The organism is Planktothrix agardhii (assembly GCF_904830935.1).
Taxonomy (GTDB): Bacteria; Cyanobacteriota; Cyanobacteriia; order Cyanobacteriales; family Microcoleaceae; genus Planktothrix; species Planktothrix agardhii.
The window spans coordinates 3,483,108-3,501,820 of record NZ_LR882952.1; the positions used below are offsets into that span (position 1 = coordinate 3,483,108).

Annotated in this window: 18 protein-coding genes; all 18 read left to right on the forward strand. The window is 38.4% G+C overall.

Annotation, left to right across the window (positions count from 1 at the left end; all coding sequences use genetic code 11):
* Nucleotides 1–32 precede the first annotated feature (32 nt).
* The 18 genes from NMG88_RS16145 (at nucleotide 33) to NMG88_RS16240 (ending at nucleotide 18,688) form a co-directional block, all read left to right on the forward strand.
* The gene (locus tag NMG88_RS16145) at nucleotides 33–3,500 is read left to right on the forward strand and encodes a tetratricopeptide repeat protein (RefSeq protein WP_254035611.1); all 3,468 of its coding nucleotides are present in this window, start codon (nucleotides 33–35) and stop codon (nucleotides 3,498–3,500) included.
* A gap of 98 nt (nucleotides 3,501–3,598) precedes the next feature.
* The gene (locus NMG88_RS16150; protein WP_227397813.1) at nucleotides 3,599–4,567 is read left to right on the forward strand and encodes a methyltransferase domain-containing protein; all 969 of its coding nucleotides are present in this window, start codon (nucleotides 3,599–3,601) and stop codon (nucleotides 4,565–4,567) included.
* 145 nt (nucleotides 4,568–4,712) lie between these two features.
* Nucleotides 4,713–5,492, forward strand: coding sequence for a glucose-1-phosphate cytidylyltransferase (rfbF, locus tag NMG88_RS16155; protein ID WP_227381575.1), 780 nt, complete (start codon nucleotides 4,713–4,715; stop codon nucleotides 5,490–5,492).
* A complete protein-coding gene (locus NMG88_RS16160) occupies nucleotides 5,489–6,472 on the forward strand; it encodes a GDP-mannose 4,6-dehydratase (protein ID WP_254035818.1) in 984 nt (327 codons plus the stop codon). Before rfbF ends, NMG88_RS16160 begins: the two co-directional genes overlap by 4 nt.
* 91 nt (nucleotides 6,473–6,563) lie before the next feature.
* Entirely contained in the window at nucleotides 6,564–6,914 is a 351-nt protein-coding gene (locus tag NMG88_RS16165) for a clan AA aspartic protease (protein WP_278047062.1), read from the forward strand.
* Nucleotides 6,915–6,926: 12 nt separating this feature from the next.
* The gene (locus tag NMG88_RS16170) at nucleotides 6,927–7,418 is read left to right on the forward strand and encodes a Uma2 family endonuclease (RefSeq protein WP_026786463.1); all 492 of its coding nucleotides are present in this window, start codon (nucleotides 6,927–6,929) and stop codon (nucleotides 7,416–7,418) included.
* Between the two features lie 18 nt (nucleotides 7,419–7,436).
* Nucleotides 7,437–7,856, forward strand: a complete 420-nt coding sequence (locus NMG88_RS16175; protein ID WP_254035612.1) for a clan AA aspartic protease — start codon at nucleotides 7,437–7,439, stop codon at nucleotides 7,854–7,856.
* 78 nt (nucleotides 7,857–7,934) lie between these two features.
* The gene (locus NMG88_RS16180; RefSeq protein WP_254030206.1) at nucleotides 7,935–8,501 is read left to right on the forward strand and encodes a Uma2 family endonuclease; all 567 of its coding nucleotides are present in this window, start codon (nucleotides 7,935–7,937) and stop codon (nucleotides 8,499–8,501) included.
* A gap of 232 nt (nucleotides 8,502–8,733) precedes the next feature.
* Nucleotides 8,734–9,153 (forward strand): clan AA aspartic protease, encoded by a 420-nt coding sequence (locus tag NMG88_RS16190; protein WP_227397810.1) that lies wholly within the window; start codon nucleotides 8,734–8,736, stop codon nucleotides 9,151–9,153.
* A gap of 78 nt (nucleotides 9,154–9,231) precedes the next feature.
* Nucleotides 9,232–9,798, forward strand: coding sequence for a Uma2 family endonuclease (locus NMG88_RS16195; protein WP_254033432.1), 567 nt, complete (start codon nucleotides 9,232–9,234; stop codon nucleotides 9,796–9,798).
* A 232-nt stretch (nucleotides 9,799–10,030) separates the two neighbouring features.
* Entirely contained in the window at nucleotides 10,031–10,450 is a 420-nt protein-coding gene (locus tag NMG88_RS16205; RefSeq protein ID WP_235766309.1) for a clan AA aspartic protease, read from the forward strand.
* A 29-nt stretch (nucleotides 10,451–10,479) separates the two neighbouring features.
* On the forward strand, nucleotides 10,480–11,823 hold the full coding sequence (rfbH, locus tag NMG88_RS16210) for a lipopolysaccharide biosynthesis protein RfbH (protein ID WP_235766308.1): 1,344 nt from the start codon (nucleotides 10,480–10,482) through the stop codon (nucleotides 11,821–11,823).
* A 5-nt stretch (nucleotides 11,824–11,828) separates the two neighbouring features.
* Nucleotides 11,829–12,878, forward strand: a complete 1,050-nt coding sequence (locus NMG88_RS16215; protein ID WP_235766307.1) for an NAD-dependent epimerase/dehydratase family protein — start codon at nucleotides 11,829–11,831, stop codon at nucleotides 12,876–12,878.
* Nucleotides 12,875–13,822 carry an FkbM family methyltransferase gene (locus tag NMG88_RS16220; RefSeq protein ID WP_235766306.1) on the forward strand — a complete coding sequence of 316 codons (948 nt, stop codon included), beginning with the start codon at nucleotides 12,875–12,877 and terminating at the stop codon, nucleotides 13,820–13,822. Before NMG88_RS16215 ends, NMG88_RS16220 begins: the two co-directional genes overlap by 4 nt.
* A 44-nt stretch (nucleotides 13,823–13,866) precedes the next feature.
* The gene (locus NMG88_RS16225) at nucleotides 13,867–15,648 is read left to right on the forward strand and encodes a thiamine pyrophosphate-binding protein (RefSeq protein ID WP_254035613.1); all 1,782 of its coding nucleotides are present in this window, start codon (nucleotides 13,867–13,869) and stop codon (nucleotides 15,646–15,648) included.
* Nucleotides 15,649–15,709: 61 nt separating this feature from the next.
* Nucleotides 15,710–16,636 carry an acetaldehyde dehydrogenase (acetylating) gene (locus NMG88_RS16230; RefSeq protein ID WP_042152399.1) on the forward strand — a complete coding sequence of 309 codons (927 nt, stop codon included), beginning with the start codon at nucleotides 15,710–15,712 and terminating at the stop codon, nucleotides 16,634–16,636.
* Nucleotides 16,617–17,633 (forward strand): 4-hydroxy-2-oxovalerate aldolase, encoded by a 1,017-nt coding sequence (dmpG, locus tag NMG88_RS16235; RefSeq protein WP_042152396.1) that lies wholly within the window; start codon nucleotides 16,617–16,619, stop codon nucleotides 17,631–17,633. Before NMG88_RS16230 ends, dmpG begins: the two co-directional genes overlap by 20 nt.
* Nucleotides 17,630–18,688: an NAD-dependent epimerase/dehydratase family protein gene (locus NMG88_RS16240; RefSeq protein WP_254035614.1), complete on the forward strand. Its 1,059-nt coding sequence runs from the start codon at nucleotides 17,630–17,632 to the stop codon at nucleotides 18,686–18,688. The genes dmpG and NMG88_RS16240 overlap by 4 nt, the downstream gene beginning before the upstream one ends.
* The last annotated feature ends 25 nt before the right edge of the window (nucleotides 18,689–18,713 follow it).

Below are 18,713 nucleotides of genomic sequence, written 5' to 3' on the forward strand. Positions count from 1 at the left end.
CATGACTTAGTTCAATTCAGGAAATATCAAAAATGCTATCTAAATCCAACACCTTCAAAACATCTACAGATTTACTAGAAGAAGCCAATAAACTGAAACAATCGGGTCAATTGCAAGCTGCCATTATTGCTTATCGTAGAGCAGCACAATTAAGCCCTAATTTTCATTGGATTTATCATAATTTAGGAGAAGCATTAGCAGAAAATAATCAACTATTAGAGTCAATTCAGGCATTTCAGCGTGCCATTGAACTAAATCCTGATTCAGCTTGGTCACAATATCAATTAGCAGAAGTTTTATTGAAACTTGGAAATTTACCCGATACAATTAAGACGTTACAATGTGCGATCGCTATCAATCCAAATGCTAACGAATTTTATAATAGTTTAGGTCAAGCTCTATTTAAACAAGGTGAATTAGAACAAGCAATTAGTTACTATCAAAAAGCTCTGGAACTTAATTCAGAAGATGCGATCGCTTATCAATATTTAGGAGAAGCATTAGCACAACAGGGTCAACTGGATGAAGCAATAGAGTCCTGTCGCAAAGCGATTGATCTCAATCCCAATTTAGGAAATACTTATGAAATATTAGGGAAAATATTAGTTCAAAAAGGTTTGTTTGAAGAAGCCTTAAATATATTGTTAGAAGCCATACAATTTAATCCTAAATCACCAGAAATATATCATGCACTGGGAGATGTTTATTCTCATTGTCAACATTTTAATCAAGCTATTGATGCCTATTCCCAAGCAATTCAAATCAAACCCAATGCAGCGATATTTCATCACGGTTTAGGTAATGTTTTTGCTCACCTAAATCAATGGGAAAATGCCGTTTCTGCTTATTCCCAAGCAATCGTATTAAATCCTGAATCAGCCGAATGTCATCAGAGTTTTGCCGAGGTTTTAGTTAAATTAGAACGATGGGACGCTGCGATCGCTTCCTATTCTAAAGCGTTAGAATTAAATCCTAATTTAACAAAGATTTATTCTCAGTTGGCAGATACCTTAAAGTACCGACAAACCCCAGGCGATTTACAAAAAGCAAACCAATATTATGAAAAATCTATTGAATTTGATAGTGAAGATATTGAAGTATATCAAAATCTGTTAAAATCCCAGCCGGATAACTTAGATTTATGTTGGAAATATGCTAATTTATTATGGAGTAAAAATCAGCGTGAACAAGCACTAATTTATTATAAAAAAGTTAAAGATGCTCAACCCCAAGACTTTGAAATATTACTAAAGTTGGGAGAAGCATTTGTCAGGATGAGTGAGTTTGAAGATGCGATCGCTACTTACCAAAAAGCCTTAGAAATTAACCCCAATTCATCGGATATTTACCATCGTTTAGGGGAACCTTTAGAAAAAATAGGGGAACTAGAAGCAGCCGCAAAAACCTATCAAAAAGCCATTGAATTAAACCCGGACTTTTTTGGTTCCTATCACAACTTAGGGGATATTCGACAACGCCAAAAGAAATTTGAACCAGCGGTTTTATCTTATAAAAAAGCTATTGAATTAAATCCTGGTTTTTACTGGTCTTATCATAATTTAGCTGATACTTTAGAGAAACAAGGTAATTCAGAAGAAGCGATCGCAACTTACCGCAAATGCTTAGAAATTAACCCCAATTTTGGTTGGTCACACTGTAACTTAGCAACCGCTTTAGCTAAACAAGGTAAAATAGAAGATTCTCTACATCATTATCGACGAGCATCCGAACTTGATCCCGCATTAGGAATTGATTTTAATGGTTTAAAAACGGCACTTTTAGATCAAATTCTAGTTGAAGATTATATGTATAAACTCTGGAGAGACAAGAACTTTCCCAGAGCAGCAGATTTAATAAAAATGGTAGAAACGATGGAATTATTCGGGTATAAACCCGTATTCAGCGTGATTATGCCTGTTTATAATACCCCAGAAGAATTTCTCAGGGAAGCCATAGAATCTGTGATCAATCAAATTTATCCCCACTGGGAATTTTGTATTGCGGATGATGCTTCTCCCTCTCCCCATGTCAAGAAAGTTTTAGAAGAATACCAAGCAAAAGATTCTCGAATTAAAGTCATTTATAGAACAGAAAATGGTCATATTTCTGCATCCTCTAACTCCGCCTTAGAATTAGCAACAGGAGAATTTATTACCTTGCTGGATCATGATGATTTAATTACTCCCGATGGTTTATATGAAGTGGCTTTATTATTGAATCGGAATCCTGATTTAGATATGATTTATTCCGATGAAGATAAAATTAGTCCCAATGGTAACTTAATTAATCCTTACTTCAAACCAGAATGGTGTCCTGAATCCTTTTTGTCTCGGATGTACACCTGCCATTTAGGAACCTACCGACGTTCTATTATAGAAGAAATTGGAGGTTTTAGAATCGGTTATGAAGGCGCTCAAGATTATGATTTAGTCTTGAGATTTACCGAAAAAACTCAAAAAATTGCCCATATTCCCAAAGTTTTATATCACTGGCGCATGCACTCCGGTTCCACCGCAGGAGGAAGCGAAGCTAAACCCTATGCTTATGAAGCATCAGAAAAAGCAATTCAGGATGCTGTAGATAGACGGGGAGAAACAGGAATAGTAACAGGAGTTCCAGGGTTTTTAGGACATCATTTAGTCCGTTATGAAATTACTAATTATAAAAAAGTTAGCATCATTATTCCAACCAGAGATTTAGGGGAAGTATTAGACCGATGTTTGGAGTCTATTTTTACTCTAACAACCTATCCTAACTATGAAGTGATTGTGATTGATAATGGTAGCGTTCAAGACTATACATTTAAAGTATTTTCTAAGTGGAGTTCTCAGGAATCTTCACGGTTTAAATGTTATCGTTTAGATATTCCCTTCAACTTCTCCACCATTAATAATTATGGAGTTAGTCAAGCAACGGGAGATTATCTGCTATTCTTAAATAATGATACCGAAGTGATTAATCCTGACTGGATGAATGCAATGGTAGAACAAGTCCAACGTCCTCAAATTGGTGCGGTAGGAGTGTTGTTATTATTCCCAGATAATACGATTCAACACGCTGGAGTTGTGATGGGATTAGGAGGCGTTGCCGGGCATGGATATTATGCCATGTCTTCAGATATCCCTGGATATTTTGGCAATGTTATTGGGTTTAATAATGTTTCTGCGGTTACAGGAGCTTGTTTGATGTGTCGGCGAGAAGTATTTGAAAAAATAGGGGGGTTTGATGAACAGTTAACGGTGGCTTATAATGATGTGGATTTGTGTTTGAAAATGCTAGATAAAGGTTATCGAAATTTGTACTTACCTCATGTTACACTTTATCATCATGAATCAAAAAGTCGAGGTTATGAAGATACACCTGAAAAGAAAGAACGTCTAAACCGAGAATCAAAAATTATTGCCGGACGTTGGCAAAAGTATATTGATAATGATCCTTGTTATAGTCCTCACTTGACAAGAGTTTGTCAAAACTTTAGTATTAAAGTGCAGGATAATTAGTTATATTATTATTTACTAGCGTAATTTTTGTCTAGTAATAGATAGTAACAGTTATGATTCTCACCTGAAAATTTTTTGAATATCCAGGAAATCTACTTATGATTGCAGAAGACGACAAGATAATTGTAGCAATAGATGAGTCTTGGTCAAATGATTACTCTATTACTATTAGAGGCTGGCTCATTTCTAAAAAAGCAGGATTAGACAAAGTAGAAATTTTTGTAGATCGTAATAGAGTCCCCATTACTGCATGGTATCCCCGTCCTGATGTAACTGCTATTTATCCCCAGTATCAAACTCAGAATTGTGGTTTTGTAGTTCATCTCCCTCGTTTAAGCCAACATCAAGTCACGTTTAATACTCACGGTCAAGGTGAAACTTATGAAAAAACAGTTGTTTTTGATGGGTCGTTGCCTCTGCCCCCTATAGACTATATTGATGCGGGCAGTTTATTTAATGATTTTATTAATTTAGTTAACCAAAATCACCTAAATGTTTTAGAAATAGGTTCCCGCATTGTTTCTCCTGGAAGTGCCAGCAAGCGACCTTTATTCCCTGATTCTAAATCTTATACAGGATTTGACTATTATCCAGACTCTAATACGGATGTTGTTGGAGATGCTCATAAACTTTCTCAATACTTTCGTAATCAAAAATTTGATGCAATTTTTTCTATCTCTGTATTTGAACACTTAGCAATGCCTTGGCTCGTTGCTAGAGAAATTAGTAAAATTATTGAAGTCGGTGGTATTATTTACCATAGTAGTCATTTTGCTTGGCCTCTCCATGAAAAACCTTGGGACTTTTGGCGTTTTTCTGATGAAGGTTTAAGGGTACTATTTTCTCCAGCTTTAGGATTTGAGATTATAAAATCCGGTCTTTTTGCGCCTTTGCGCCTCCATTTGGATCAAGTGAATTCACCTCAAGAATTACTGGCAACCCAGCCAGGTTTTGGGGGAGTTGCTATTTTAGCCAAAAAAGTTAGAGAAGTAAATTATGATAAATTCAGATGGGATGTGACGTTAGATGATATTTTAGAAGCCGATAGTTATTATCCCAAACTTTAATATTTCTCGCTATATTCTTATGTACTGTAAACTTATGATCATTAACCTAGATAAAAATTGGAAAACTTCAACAAAGTGGAAGAATTACGGGAACAAAAACAATTTTCCTGTATCATATAAAGCAAGTTGTTAGTAGGATTAACTAATGCAAGTTGTAATTTTAGCAGGAGGCTTGGGAACTCGCCTCCGAGAAGAAACGGAATATCGTCCTAAACCATTAGTTGAAGTTGGCGGACGGCCGATTATTTGGCATATTATGAAACTCTATGCTCATTATGGTTTTTTAGACTTTATCGCTTGTTTGGGATATCGGGGAAATATGATCAAGGAATATTTCCTCAACTACGAAGCGATGAACAATGACTTTACCATCGGTTTAGGAGTTCCTAACCAAATTCATTATCTGAATAATCACGACGAGCAGAATTTTCGAGTTACCTTAGCAAATACAGGAGTTGAAACCCAAACCGGAGGACGAATTAAACAGATCGAGAAATATATCGAAGATGATCTATTTATGGTTACTTATGGAGATGGTCTGGCTGATGTCAATATTGGAGAATTACTCAGTTTTCATAAAGAACATGGGAAATTGGCAACCGTCACAACCGTACAACCGCCTTCTCGTTATGGAATTGTGGATATTGATGAACGAGAAGCTAGGGTTTTGAAGTTTGGGGAGAAGATTAAGGATAATAAATGGGTGAGTGCGGGTTATTTTGTCTTTAACCGCAAAGTATTTGATTATTTAGAGGGAGGGCATTGTATATTAGAACGGGAACCTTTAGAGCGTTTAACAGCAGAGGGTCAGTTAATGAGTTATCAGCATCATGGCTTTTTTTATGCGATGGATACCTTTAAAGAATATACTGAACTCAATAAAATGTGGGAAACTCAACAAGCTCCTTGGAAAGTATGGAAATAAGTCAATTTTGGCGTGATCGCTCTGTGTTTGTCACCGGGGGTACAGGGTTATTAGGAAGTTGGTTAGTAGCGGAGTTAGTGAATCGAGGAGCTAGGGTAACGGCTTTAATCCGTGATGGTGTTCCCCAGTCTCGATTGTATGCGGAAAACTGGCATCATCAAATTAATATTGTTCGGGGTTGTATTGAAGATTTACCGACCCTAGAACGAGCCATTAATGAGTATGAAGTCGATACGGTTTTTCACTTAGCGGCTCAAACTATTGTCGGAGTAGCCAACCGTGAACCCTTAGCCACCTTTGAAGCGAATATTAAAGGAACTTGGAACCTATTAGAAGCCTGTCGTCGTGTGGGGGGAGTCAGTCGAATTGTGGTGGCTTCTAGTGATAAAGCGTATGGCGATCAAGAAATTTTACCCTACGATGAAACCACACCATTACAAGGGGAACACCCCTATGATGTGTCTAAAAGTTGTGCAGATTTGATTTGTCGCACTTATTATGTTAGTTATGGTTTGCCAGTTTGTATCACTCGCTGTGGCAATTTTTATGGCGGTGGGGACTTAAATTTTAATCGCATTGTACCCGATACAATTCGTTCAGCATTGCGCGATAAACCCGTTACTATCCGTAGTGATGGCAGTTATATCCGTGATTATTTTTATGTTAGGGATGGGGTATTAGCCTATCTGCATTTAGCCGAACAGATGGACAGAAAAGAAATCTGGGGCGAGGCGTTTAATTTTAGTAATGAACTGCAAATTACCGTGTTAGAATTGGTGCAGAAAATTCTAGCTTTGATGGATAAGAAAGATTTAGAACCTATTATTTTGAATCAGGCTAAAAATGAAATTAAGCATCAATATCTTTCTGCTAAAAAAGCTCGTGAGATATTGAATTGGAAGCCTAAATATTCCCTTGATGAATGTTTACAGGAGACGATAAAATGGTATCAAGATTTTTTACGCGATCGCTTAAATTAAAAAAGGAGTGAAATTAAATCTCATGGGACTTACCTACGCAGAAATTGAACTTGCTAACGCGGAATAAATTTATTTAGCTCAAAAAGGCTACATACTACCAGAGAATGTCAAAAAAATAACTGTAAAAGCTTTAGTTGATAGCGGTGCATATATGTTAGCTATTAATGAAAGCATTAAACGGCCGCTAGATTTACCGAAATTAGAAGAACAAATTGCTGAATTAGCAGATGGTTCAAAGTTGAAACTAGAGATTGTTGGCCCTGTGGAAGTGCGATTTGAAAATCGTTCTACTACTTGTCGAGCAATGGTATTATCAGGAGATGCAGAAGTCTTATTAGGGACTATTCCTCTGGAGGATATGGATGTATTAATAGATCCTCGTCAACAGAGATTAATCGTGAATCCAGCAAGTCCTTATTTGGCTAAAAAATCTTTAAAATGAACGAGAGGTATTATGTTAGAAACAGTCACGAGTTTAAATAATTCAATATATCCCACAGAAATTGAGGAAAGTCAGGGAGATATGCCTTCATTAAATCATAGTTATGTGTGTCTTCAACTGCTCAAACAGTTGATCATCAACGATGAAATAATCCCTTTACCCGAATTAACCTTAGATATTGCCAATGGTTTAACGCCAGATATTTCTGTTTTTCCCAAGAAGAAGATTCAACCGAACTTCTTTCAGGATATTTCCAAATTTCCCGAAAAACCAGTTTTAGCAATTGAAGTAGTTTCGTCTAGTCAAACTATTCAGGAAATGCTGCAAAAAGCCAAGCAACTGGTACGTGAAGGAGTCAAAACCGTTTGGACAGTGGAACCTTACAGTCAAACAGTTTTTGTCACGACTATTGAAAAAGAAACCCTCTTTCACGGAGAAATAGTAGAAAGTGAAGGGATTAGAGTCGATTTTTCGCAAATCTTCCCTAAAATCATAAGTAATTAACTAAACAGGAAGTCAATCATGGGACTTACTTACGCAGAAATAGAACTCGCTAACGCTGGAGAAATCTATTTAGCTCAAAGAGGCTACATGACACCAGAAAATATCAAACGTAAAACCGTTAAGGCTTTAGTTGATAGTGGTGCATATATGTTGGCGATTAATGAGCAAATTAAAGATGAATTGAACTTACTGAAAGTGGATGAACAATTAGCGGAGCTTGCGGATGGTTCAAAGATTAAATTGGAAATAGTTGGCCCTGTAGAAGTGCGGTTTGAAAATCGTCGTGCTAATGTAGATGCGATGGTTTTACCAGGGGATAGTGAAGTTTTGTTAGGTGCTGTACCACTAGAGGAATTAGATGTGGTAATACTGCCAGGTGAGCAAAAGTTGGTGGTTAATCCTGCCAGTCCCGATATTGCGAAGAAGTCGTTAAAGTAAATCCTATCTAAATATTTATAATAATAAGGTAGAATTAGTGGTAAAATTTAAGTTGTGTAATTGAGAGGCTTAATGCTTATGTATCTGACAATAGAAGACTTAGAAAAAGTCCAGACTCAGCTAACAGAAGCTCATCTTGACTATCGCCTAGAATTGGTCAATGGAGAAATCAAGATTATGGGATTATCAGATTATATTTCTGAAGAAATTATCGCACGTTTAATCTTTTTCCTGCAAATGTGGGTAATACCACGAAAACTAGGTAGAGTGACAGGCTCTAGTGCGGGGTTTCGGATGCCGAATGGTGATTTGCTTGGTCCTGATGTGTCTTTTGTTAGGGCTGAAAGGATGTCCAGATCGCCCCGTTCTTTTGCTCAGATAGTCCCTGATTTGGTGGTGGAAGTGCGATCGGCTACTGACAATATTAAACCTTTAAGAGAAAAAATAGAAATGTTTCTTCTCTTAGGCAGTCAAGTCGGCATTTTAATTGACCCCAAAAATTTCAAGGTTATCGTTTATCGACCCAATGGCCAATTAGTAGAATTAGATAATCAAGATATTCTAACCATACCAGAAATTTTACCTGGTTGGGAATTATCAATTTCTGAGCTTTGGCCTCCAGTGTTTGATCTGGAGGAAAATTAGGTATTTATTTGTGCCGGCTAGTCCTGATATTGCTAAAAAATCTTTAAAATAAAGAGAAAAGGAGGTTCTAAGAATGAAATTAAGCATCAATATCTTTCTGCTAAAAAAGCTCGTGAGATGTTGAATTGGAAGCCTCAATATTCCCTTGATGAATGTTTACAGGAGACGATAAAATGGTATCAAGATTTTTTACTTGATCGCTTAAATTAAAAAAGGAGTGCAATTAAATCTCATGGGACTTACCTACGCAGAAATCGAATTGATTAGTGGCGATGATTTGGTTTTAGCAAGACGGGGATATATCCAGCCGGAAAATGTCAAGAAAATAACAGTGAATGCTTTAGTTGATAGTGGTGCTTATATGTTAGCTATTAACGAGCAGATTAAAGATGAATTGAACTTACTGAAAGTGGATGAACAATTAGCGGAGCTTGCGGATGGTTCAAAGATTAAATTGGAAATAGTTGGGCCTGTAGAAGTGCGGTTTGAAAATCGCCGTGCTAATGTGGATGCGATGGTTTTATCTGGAAATAGTGAAGTTTTGTTAGGTGCTGTACCACTAGAGGAATTAGATGTGGTAATACTGCCAGGTGAGCAAAAGTTGGTGGTTAATCCTGCCAGTCCCGATATTGCGAAGAAGTCGTTAAAGTAAATCCTATCTAAATATTTATAATAATAAGGTAGAATTAGTGGTAAAATTTAAGTTGTGTAATTGAGAGGCTTAAGGCTTATGTATCTGACAATAGAAGACTTAGAAAAAGTCCAGACTCAGCTAACAGAAGCTCATCTTGACTATCGCCTAGAATTAGTCAATGGAGAAATCAAGATTATGGGATTATCAGATCACACATCAGAGGTAATTATTGCACGTTTCCTGCTGTTTTTACAAATGTGGGTAGTGCCGAGAAATTTAGGATTTGTCACAGGTTCAGGCGCGGGGTTTCGGATGCCGAATGGTGATTTGCTTGGTCCTGATGTGTCTTTTGTTAGGGCTGAAAGGATGTCCAGATCGCCCCGTTCTTTTGCTCAGATAGTCCCTGATTTGGTGGTGGAAGTGCGATCGGCTACTGACAATATTAAACCTTTAAGAGAAAAAATAGAAATGTTTCTTCTCTTAGGCAGTCAAGTCGGCATTTTAATTGACCCCAAAAATTTCAAGGTTATCGTTTATCGACCCAATAGCCAATTAGTAGAATTAGATAATCAAGATATTCTAACCATACCAGAAATTTTACCTGGTTGGGAATTATCAATTTCTGAGCTTTGGCCTCCAGTGTTTGATCTGGAGGAAAATTAGGTATTTATTTGTGCCGGCTAGTCCTGATATTGCTAAAAAATCTTTAAAATAAAGAGAAAAGGAGGTTCTAAGAATGAAATTAAGCATCAATATCTTTCTGCTAAAAAAGCTCGTGAGATGTTGAATTGGCAGCCCAAATATTCCCTTGATGAATGTTTACAGGAGACGATAAAATGGTATCAAGATTTTTTACTTGATCGCTTAAATTAAAAAAGGAGTGCAATTAAATCTCATGGGACTTAACTACGCAGAAATCGAATTGATTAGTGGCGATGATTTGGTTTTAGCAAGACGGGGATATATCGAGCCGGAAAATGTCAAGAAAATAACAGTGAATGCTTTAGTTGATAGTGGTGCTTATATGTTAGCTATTAATGAAAGCATTAAACGACCGCTAGATTTACCGAAATTAGAAGAACAAATTGCTGAATTAGCAGATGGTTCAAAGTTGAAACTAGAGATTGTTGGCCCTGTAGAAGTGCGCTTTGAAAATCGTTCTACTACTTGTCGAGCAATGGTATTACCAGGAGATACTGAGGTCTTATTAGGGGCTATTCCTCTGGAGGATATGGATGTGTTAATCGATCCTCGTCAACAACGGTTAATTGTGAATCCAGCAAGTCCTTATTTTGCTAAAAAATCTTTAAAATAAAAAGAAATCGCTAATTTTAGGAAGTGATCATGACTCAATCTTTACCCCGTCCTGCTAGTGCCTCCGAGCAAGAACAAACACTCAGAGAACAAGTTTTTGCTGCGGTCAAAGACTACTATCAATATAAGTTTACTCACAAAACCTTTATCCCTGGTCAAACCTATATCCCGGCTTCGGGTAAAGTGTTTGATGATCAAGAACTGGTACATTTAGTTGATGCGTCACTGGATTTCTGGTTAACTACAGGACGCTATGCTGCGGAATTTGAACAACGTTTTGCAGAGTGGATGGGGGTTAAACACTGCTTACTGGTTAACTCCGGGTCTTCTGCTAATCTAGTTGCCTTATCTGCTTTAACATCGCCCAAATTAGGGGATAAGCAACTGAAACCAGGGGATGAAGTAATTACGGTGGCGGCGGGATTTCCTACAACGGTGAATCCGATTTTTCAAAATCAGTTAGTCCCCGTATTTGTGGATGTGAAACTCCCTACTTATGATATTGATATCGATCAATTAGAGTTAGCAGTTTCGCCTCGTACCCGTGCAATTATGATTGCCCATACCTTGGGGAATCCCTTTAATTTGGAAGCGGTGATGGCTTTTGCCGAGAAACATGATTTGTGGTTAATTGAAGATAACTGTGATGCGGTAGGGAGTCTTTATCAAGGCAAAAAAACCGGAAGTTTTGGTCATTTAGCAACGGTCAGTTTTTATCCCGCCCATCATATCACTATGGGTGAGGGAGGCGCGGTTTTAACCAATGATACTCGTCTGAAAAAAATTGTAGAATCCTTTAGAGATTGGGGTCGAGATTGTTGGTGCGCTCCTGGGGTTGATAATACCTGTAATAAACGCTTTGGTTGGCAGTTAGGAGATTTACCTTTGGGCTATGACCACAAGTATACTTATTCCCACGTTGGTTATAACTTAAAACTAACCGATATGCAGGCTGCTGTCGGTGTTGCTCAATTGGATAAATTACCGGAATTTGTCACAAAAAGACAAGAAAATTTTAATTTCCTGTATCAAGGTTTACAGGATTTAAAAGATGTTTTACAACTTCCAGAAGCCAGCCTAAATTCACAACCCAGTTGGTTCGGATTTTTGATTTCTGTAAAAGAAAATGCACCCTTTACTCGAAATGAGTTAGTCCAATATTTGGAAGAAAAACGGATTGGTACTAGATTATTATTTGGTGGAAATTTGCTCCGTCAACCCCTCTATCAAGGATTAAATTATCGTGTGGTCGGGGAGTTGAAGAATACAGATAAAGTTATGCAAAGTGCTTTTTGGATGGGTCTATTTCCAGGTTTAACCGAGGAAATGCTGATGTATGTCCTGTCTACCATTTGGGATTATTGTAGAAGGTAAACTTGATGAGACATCCAATTATTCAAGAGGATTTAGAAAGCCTACTGGCAGCCGATTTACCTTGGACTGAGTTGGCAGGGAAAACGGTGCTTGTTACGGGAGCTAATGGTTTCTTACCTGCTTATATGGTGGAAACTTTTCTGTACCTTAATGAGCATACTTCTTCCGAAAAGATTAAAATTATCGGTTTGGTGAGAAATCAAGAAAAGGCATCAAATCGATTTTGTTTATATCAGGAGAAAACCGATTTAAAGCTGATTGTACAAGATGTTTGTTCACCAATCCTTTTAGACGAAAAAATTGACTACATTATCCATGCAGCCAGTCAAGCAAGTCCTAAATATTACGGTAAAGATCCAGTAGGAACATTATCCCCTAATGTCATAGGAACTTACAACTTACTTAATTTGGCAAAAGATCATGGGGTGGAAGGTTTTCTGTTTTTTAGCAGTGGAGAAGTTTATGGTGAAGTTACAGCATCTCAAATACCTACCAAGGAAAGTGATTATGGGTATGTAGATCCAACTAATGTTAGATCTTGTTATGGTGAAAGTAAAAGGATGGGTGAAACTATGTGTGTTTCATGGTTTCATCAATATGGTGTAGCGACTAAAATTGTTCGTCCTTTTCATACCTACGGCCCAGGAATGAGTTTAGATGATGGCAGAGTATATGCTGATTTTATTGCTGATATTCTCAATAATCGAGATATCGTGATGAAAAGTGATGGCAGTGCCATTCGAGCATTTTGTTATTTGGCTGATGCTGTTCAGGGCTTTTTGACCGTTCTCTTGAAAGGAGAGAATGGACAGGCTTATAATGTGGGAAATGATCGTGGCGAAGCTAGTATTTTGGATTTAGCCCATAAGTTAGTCAGCCTATTTCCCGAAAAAGGGTTAAAAGTTGTCAGAAAAGAAGTGATTCAACCTCCTGGGTATTTACGGAGCAATATTGTGAGAAATTGTCCAGATATTTATAAAATTCGGAGGTTAGGATGGCAACCGACAACATCAATTGAAGAAGGCTTTAACAGAACAATTAGGAGTTTTTTATGAATTTAAAAGATACAAAATCTGCTTATTTAGCAGGTCAAATAAGTAAACCTGAGTATATTGATGGGATGTATCAACTACATCAGCGTTTATTTGAGTATGCTGATTTTCTGAAAGGAACAGATATTGGAAAGATAGAAATTACCGATGGAACTGTTGTGATGACATCCAGAACAACAGAAGTAAAAATTTATTGTGATCAATATGATAAAAGACTGGCTCCTCTTGAAATTTTGAACTTTGATTTTTACGAAAAAACCGATTCCGATATGATGTTTCAGTTACTGAAAAGATTAATGGAGCAAAGAGAGGATCAAGTTAATTTTTTTGATATTGGAGCTAATATTGGTTGGTACACTCTCAACCTGGCTAAAACCTTTGAAAAAGTTAAGTTTTTTGCTTTTGAGCCTATTCCTATGACTTTTGAAAAATTAAAGGCTAATGTTGAGTTAAATCAAGTTAATGTAAACCTGCATAATTTTGGATTCTCAAATCAAGAACAAGAATTGACTTTTTATTATTATCCAGAAGGATCGGGTAATGCTTCGGCAGCCAACCTTGCTCAATCAGATAATGTTAAAACCATTCCTTGCTATGTGAAAAAGCTAGATGACTTTATAGCCCAAAAATCTCTGTGCGTAGATTTTATTAAATGTGATGTAGAAGGGGCTGAACTATTCGTATATCAAGGCGGGATTGAGTCTATTCAGAAAAATAAGCCGATAATCTTTACAGAAATGTTGAGAAAATGGTCGGCTAAGTTCAATTATAACCCCAATGAGATTATTGATTTACTATTCGGTCTGGGATATCGTTGTTTTATCGCGAAAGCAGATCAACTGGTTGAGTTTTTTAGAATGGATGACAATACAATAGAAACTAATTTTTTCTTCTTACACTCGGGTAATCATTCGGCTCTGATAGAATCTTTAGCATTAAAAGTTTAAGTATAGTTTTCTAGTTCTCAAAAAAAGGGGGTTATTTTATGAAAATGCGGGTTGCAGACTTTATAACAAAAAAGTTGTATGAAGCGGGTGGAGATTATGTATTCTTGATTACAGGTGGCATGATCATGCACCTGACCGATGCACTGTATCAGCATGGAAAACAGAAATTTGTCTGCTGTCACCATGAGCAATCGGCAGTTATGGCGGCGGAAGCCTATGGAAGATTTACAGGAAAATTGGGAGTAGCTTATGTTACCGCCGGGCCAGGGGCATTAAATACATTGACAGGAGTTGTGGGTGCTTATGTAGATTCTTCCCCCTGTATTATTGTTTCGGGTCAGTCTAAGGTATCCCAGGCCATTGTTACAGGGCCGAGACAATTTGCACTTCAAGGTTTCAATACCTTGCCAATATTTGAACAGGTGACTAAATATGCTGTCATGCTTGACGATTTATCGAGGGTAAGATATGAAGTTGAAAAGTGTATTTACCTAGCAACCTCCCATCGTGTAGGCCCGGTATGGATTGAATCTCCCATTGATATTCAAGGTGCGTACTTTGACCCCGATGAATTTGAGGGATTTACACCCCCAGAATTACAGCAGTCAACAAATGACATAAAGGAAAAGGTTGATCGGGTTGTCGAAGCGATTCGCCAAAGCAGAAGACCCTGTATTCTGGGTGGAGCGGGAATTAGACTCTCAGGTGCTATTGAAGATTTTCACAAATTAGCAGAAAAAACTGGCATTCCCGTCATGACATCGAGACTGGGGATGGATTTAATTGATCATTCCCATCCTTTGTTTGTGGGTAGACCGGGTACCTATGGCGATCGTGCCGCTAACTTTACGATTCAAAATTCTGACCTATTACTCAATATTGGCTGTCGTCTGGGTATCGGTTTAGTCGGTTACGATTTTCAAGACTTTGCCCGTCATGCCAAGAAAATCTGTGTTGATGTTGATGAGAAAGAGCTTACTAAGCCTTCTGTTATCCCAGATATAGCAATCCAGACAGATGCAAAGTTGTTTTTAGATTTACTCCTAGAAAGATTAGGTGATTATCAGTTAGACAATAATCTATGGAGAGAACAAACCCAAATTTGGAAAGGAAAGTATCCCGTTGATTTACCGGAGTATCAACAGGAAAAAGATGGCATTAATTCCTATCACTTTATGCGGCGGTTTTCGGAAAAAGTCTCTGAAGATGCAATTTTCTTAGTTGATACAGGTTCTTGTTTTCATGTTTTCGCCCAGGCATTTCAAGTAAAGTTCGGACAGAGACACATCATCACAGGCGGTCTATCCACAATGGGGTATATGCCGGGATCAGTTGGCGTAGCAGCAGCCAGTCAAGGAAAAGACGTTTTTTGTATTACCGGAGATGGCTCAGTCCAGTTTAATATCCAAGAGTTGCAAACCATCGCACAGAACAATCTTCCCGTCAAGTTAGTCATTTTAAATAATAACGGCTACCTCTTGATTCGACTGACCCAAAATAATTTTCAGGAGGGTCGTTTTATCGGTGTAGATAAAGATAGCGGTGTGAGTTGTCCAGATATGGAAAAGATTGCCTATGCCTATGGAATTAAATTTATCAGGATTTTGGGTCTTGATGATTTGGATGCTAAACTGGCTGAACTTATTAATTATCAGGGTGCAGTAGTTTGTGAAGTGATGACGCCGCCCAACCAATTACTGATTCCTAGAGTTGCTTCTAAAAAGATGGATGACGGTAAGATGATGTCCATGCCTTATGATGATATGTTTCCATTCCTGCCTCGCGAAGAATACTTAGAAAATTGCGTCCGTGAAACAATTGTGTAGAATTTCCCAATTGCTCTGGTATTAATAGATAGGAAATTGGCAACAATTAGGAGGTAAAAAGATGCGAAAACTGAGGGTAGCAATCCTGGGAAGTGGCAATATCGGCACAGATCTTTTGATTAAGACAATGCGATCGCCTTTTCTTGAGTGCGTTCTATTTATCGGGCGCAATATGGGATCTCCAGGGATGGCAAAGGCAAATAGTCTGGGGGTAAAAATTTCTGACCAGAGTATTGAGGCAATCACTAGAGACCCCGACTGCTGTGATTTGGTTTTTGATGCCACATCCGCTAGAGATCACATTTATCACTGGTCTTTACTAGAAAAGCTAGGTAAGATTGTGATTGATATGACACCTGCTAAGGTGGGAGAAATGTGTGTTCCGGCTGTGAATATCCAAAAATGTAGCTTGTACAAGAATGTTAATATGGTGAGTTGCGGAGGCCAGGCTTCTATACCTTTAGCCTATCTCATCGGGCGCACACACGAAAATGTTGAGTATATAGAGGTGGTTTCTAGCATTGCTTCCCGAGGTGCCGGGCCAGCTACCCGTGCTAATATTGACGAATATATTGAAACGACCGAACAGGGAATTAAAAAGTTTTCGGGATGCGATCGCGCCAAGGCAATTCTCATCCTTAACCCAGCACAGCCCTGCATTGATATGCAGACTACCGTATTTGCCAAAGTAGATAAACCTAATATTGAGGAGCTTAATACTCTTGTTGACGAGATGGTTAATAATATCCGGTTATATGTTCCCGGATATCAACTCGTGGTACCGACCGTATTTGAGAATAACCGGATTGTAATTACGGTGAAAGTTCAAGGGTTGGGCGACTACCTGCCAAGATATGCTGGCAATCTGGATATTATTAACTGTGCTGCGATCGCCACGGCCGAAGAATATGCCAAAGACTATATTAGAAACTTAGACTATGATGATTGTGACTCAGTAGAGGAGCCTTATGTCAACTGTATTGATTAGCGACCCCACTCTGCGGGACGGGAATCATGCCGTCCGCCATCAGTTAAACGCAAAACAAGTAGCTCTCTATGCCGCGGCGGCTGATGCTGCTGGTGTCCCAATTATTGAGGTGGGACATGGTAATGGCCTCGGAGCTTCTTCCCTACAAGTAGGAGAAAGTCTGATCAGTGATCGAGAAATGCTGGAGGTAGCTCGGGAGAATTTAGTCAACTCTAAGTTAAGCATTCACGTGATTCCGGGTTTTGCCACGATTAACAAAGATTTAAAAACAGCCATAGAAATTGGTGTAGATTTGGTCAGAGTTGCCTCCCACTGCACCGAGGCGGATATCACTCAGCGACATATTGGTTATGCTCGTGATAAAGGCAAAGAGGTGTATGGAGTCCTGATGATGAGCCACATGGCATCAAAGGAGCTTTTGGCAGAAGAAGCCCTGAAAATGGAATCTTACGGTGCTGAAGCAGTTGTAATTATGGACTCAGCAGGTGCTTACCTTCCGGGTGATGTGACGGAGAGAATAGCAGAGCTAGTAAAAAGTTTAACCATACCCGTGGGTTTTCATGGGCATAATAATCTGGGAATGGCAGTTGCTAATTCCGTGGCGGCTGTCCAGGTGGGAGCAACTATCTTAGATGGTACGGCCCGTGGTTTTGGCGCTGGCTCAGGAAATACTCAGCTTGAAGTGCTGGTAGCGGTGTTAGAAAGAATGGGATTTTCAACAGGCATTGATTTATATAAAATGCTAGATGCAGCCGATATTGCTGAGAAAGAATTAATGCCTGTTATTCCTAGTATTAAATCTCTGAGTGTAGTCAGTGGCTTGTCTGGAGTTTTTTCCGGGTTTGCCAAACACGTCGAACGCATTTCTAAAGAATATGGAGTGAATGCGAAGGATGTATTTTTTGAACTAGGCCGCCGTAAGGTGGTGGCAGGTCAAGAGGATTTAATTATTGAGGTGGCAATGAAACTAGCAGCAGAAGGTGCAGTGAAGTCATGAGACAGGACTTAATTGAGATTATCAAGGAAGATTGCGAGCAGGTGACAACGGGTGTCTCTGCTGCTTTATCAGCTTTGAAGGGTGAGTGCATTTTAATTACAGGAGGTACAGGTTTTATTGGAACCTGGCTAACTGAATTAGTTGCCTTTTTAAATGACACTCATAACTTCAATACAAGATTAATTCTCCTATCAGGTAGAGCCTATAATTTTAGTGCTAAAGCTCCCCACTTGGCAATGAGAAAGGATGTAGTGATTATCGAGCGGGATATCCGCAGTCTGCTGGATATTCCTAGTGATGTGAGTTGGATTATCCATGCTGCTGCTAATCCTGATAATCGCCTTCATGCTTCCGATCCATTAAAAACAATGGATGTCATAGTTAAGGGTACAGAATCAGTTTTAATGGCAGCAACTCGCTTGCCAAATTTACAAAAATTTCTCAATATTAGTTCTGGTTTAGTTTATGGTTCCCAACCCTTAGAATTAGAGACAATTCCTGAGAATTTTCGCGGAACTTTAGATTTTACTTCTATTGGTTCTGCCTACGCCGAAGCTAAACGGATGGGGGAAACTCTGTGTGCCGTTTATCGAAATCAACATAGACTCCCAATCATTAATGCTCGTCCTTTTGCGTTTATCGGCCCTTACCAGCTTTTAGATAGACCCTGGGCAATTAATAACTTTATTCGAGATGGTTTATTAGGGGGGCCAATCCGAATTTTAGGAGATGGAGAAACCGTTAGAAGCTATATGTATCCTAGTGATATGGCATTTTGGCTGTTAAATATATTAGTACAGGGAACGGTAGGAGCAAGTTATAACGTGGGTAGTCATTATGCAGTGACGTTAAGACAACTTGCAGAGAAAATTGCCGACCATTTCCCCCTCAGACCTAAGATAATATCGCGTGTTGCAGAAGAGGGTAACTCGAATCATTCTAAGTTTGTTCCTGATATTTCCCTAGCTCAGAAAACATTAGGTTTGAGCTTGAGGGTTGATATTGAGACAGCTATTAAGCGGACTATTGCATGGAACCGATATTTGTTGGAGTAATCAACAAAATAGATCATCTATAAAG

What these genes read in the sequence shown, in the direction of transcription:
- NMG88_RS16145 (WP_254035611.1), top strand. Translation starts at nt 33, where the DNA reads ATGCTATCTAAATCCAACACCTTCAAAACATCTACAGATTTACTAGAA.
- NMG88_RS16150 (WP_227397813.1), top strand. Translation starts at nt 3,599, where the DNA reads ATGATTGCAGAAGACGACAAGATAATTGTAGCAATAGATGAGTCTTGG.
- rfbF (WP_227381575.1), top strand. Translation starts at nt 4,713, where the DNA reads ATGCAAGTTGTAATTTTAGCAGGAGGCTTGGGAACTCGCCTCCGAGAA.
- NMG88_RS16170 (WP_026786463.1), top strand. Translation starts at nt 6,927, where the DNA reads ATGTTAGAAACAGTCACGAGTTTAAATAATTCAATATATCCCACAGAA.
- NMG88_RS16175 (WP_254035612.1), top strand. Translation starts at nt 7,437, where the DNA reads ATGGGACTTACTTACGCAGAAATAGAACTCGCTAACGCTGGAGAAATC.
- NMG88_RS16180 (WP_254030206.1), top strand. Translation starts at nt 7,935, where the DNA reads ATGTATCTGACAATAGAAGACTTAGAAAAAGTCCAGACTCAGCTAACA.
- NMG88_RS16190 (WP_227397810.1), top strand. Translation starts at nt 8,734, where the DNA reads ATGGGACTTACCTACGCAGAAATCGAATTGATTAGTGGCGATGATTTG.
- NMG88_RS16195 (WP_254033432.1), top strand. Translation starts at nt 9,232, where the DNA reads ATGTATCTGACAATAGAAGACTTAGAAAAAGTCCAGACTCAGCTAACA.
- NMG88_RS16205 (WP_235766309.1), top strand. Translation starts at nt 10,031, where the DNA reads ATGGGACTTAACTACGCAGAAATCGAATTGATTAGTGGCGATGATTTG.
- rfbH (WP_235766308.1), top strand. Translation starts at nt 10,480, where the DNA reads ATGACTCAATCTTTACCCCGTCCTGCTAGTGCCTCCGAGCAAGAACAA.
- NMG88_RS16215 (WP_235766307.1), top strand. Translation starts at nt 11,829, where the DNA reads ATGAGACATCCAATTATTCAAGAGGATTTAGAAAGCCTACTGGCAGCC.
- NMG88_RS16220 (WP_235766306.1), top strand. Translation starts at nt 12,875, where the DNA reads ATGAATTTAAAAGATACAAAATCTGCTTATTTAGCAGGTCAAATAAGT.
- NMG88_RS16225 (WP_254035613.1), top strand. Translation starts at nt 13,867, where the DNA reads ATGCGGGTTGCAGACTTTATAACAAAAAAGTTGTATGAAGCGGGTGGA.
- NMG88_RS16230 (WP_042152399.1), top strand. Translation starts at nt 15,710, where the DNA reads ATGCGAAAACTGAGGGTAGCAATCCTGGGAAGTGGCAATATCGGCACA.
- dmpG (WP_042152396.1), top strand. Translation starts at nt 16,617, where the DNA reads ATGTCAACTGTATTGATTAGCGACCCCACTCTGCGGGACGGGAATCAT.
- NMG88_RS16240 (WP_254035614.1), top strand. Translation starts at nt 17,630, where the DNA reads ATGAGACAGGACTTAATTGAGATTATCAAGGAAGATTGCGAGCAGGTG.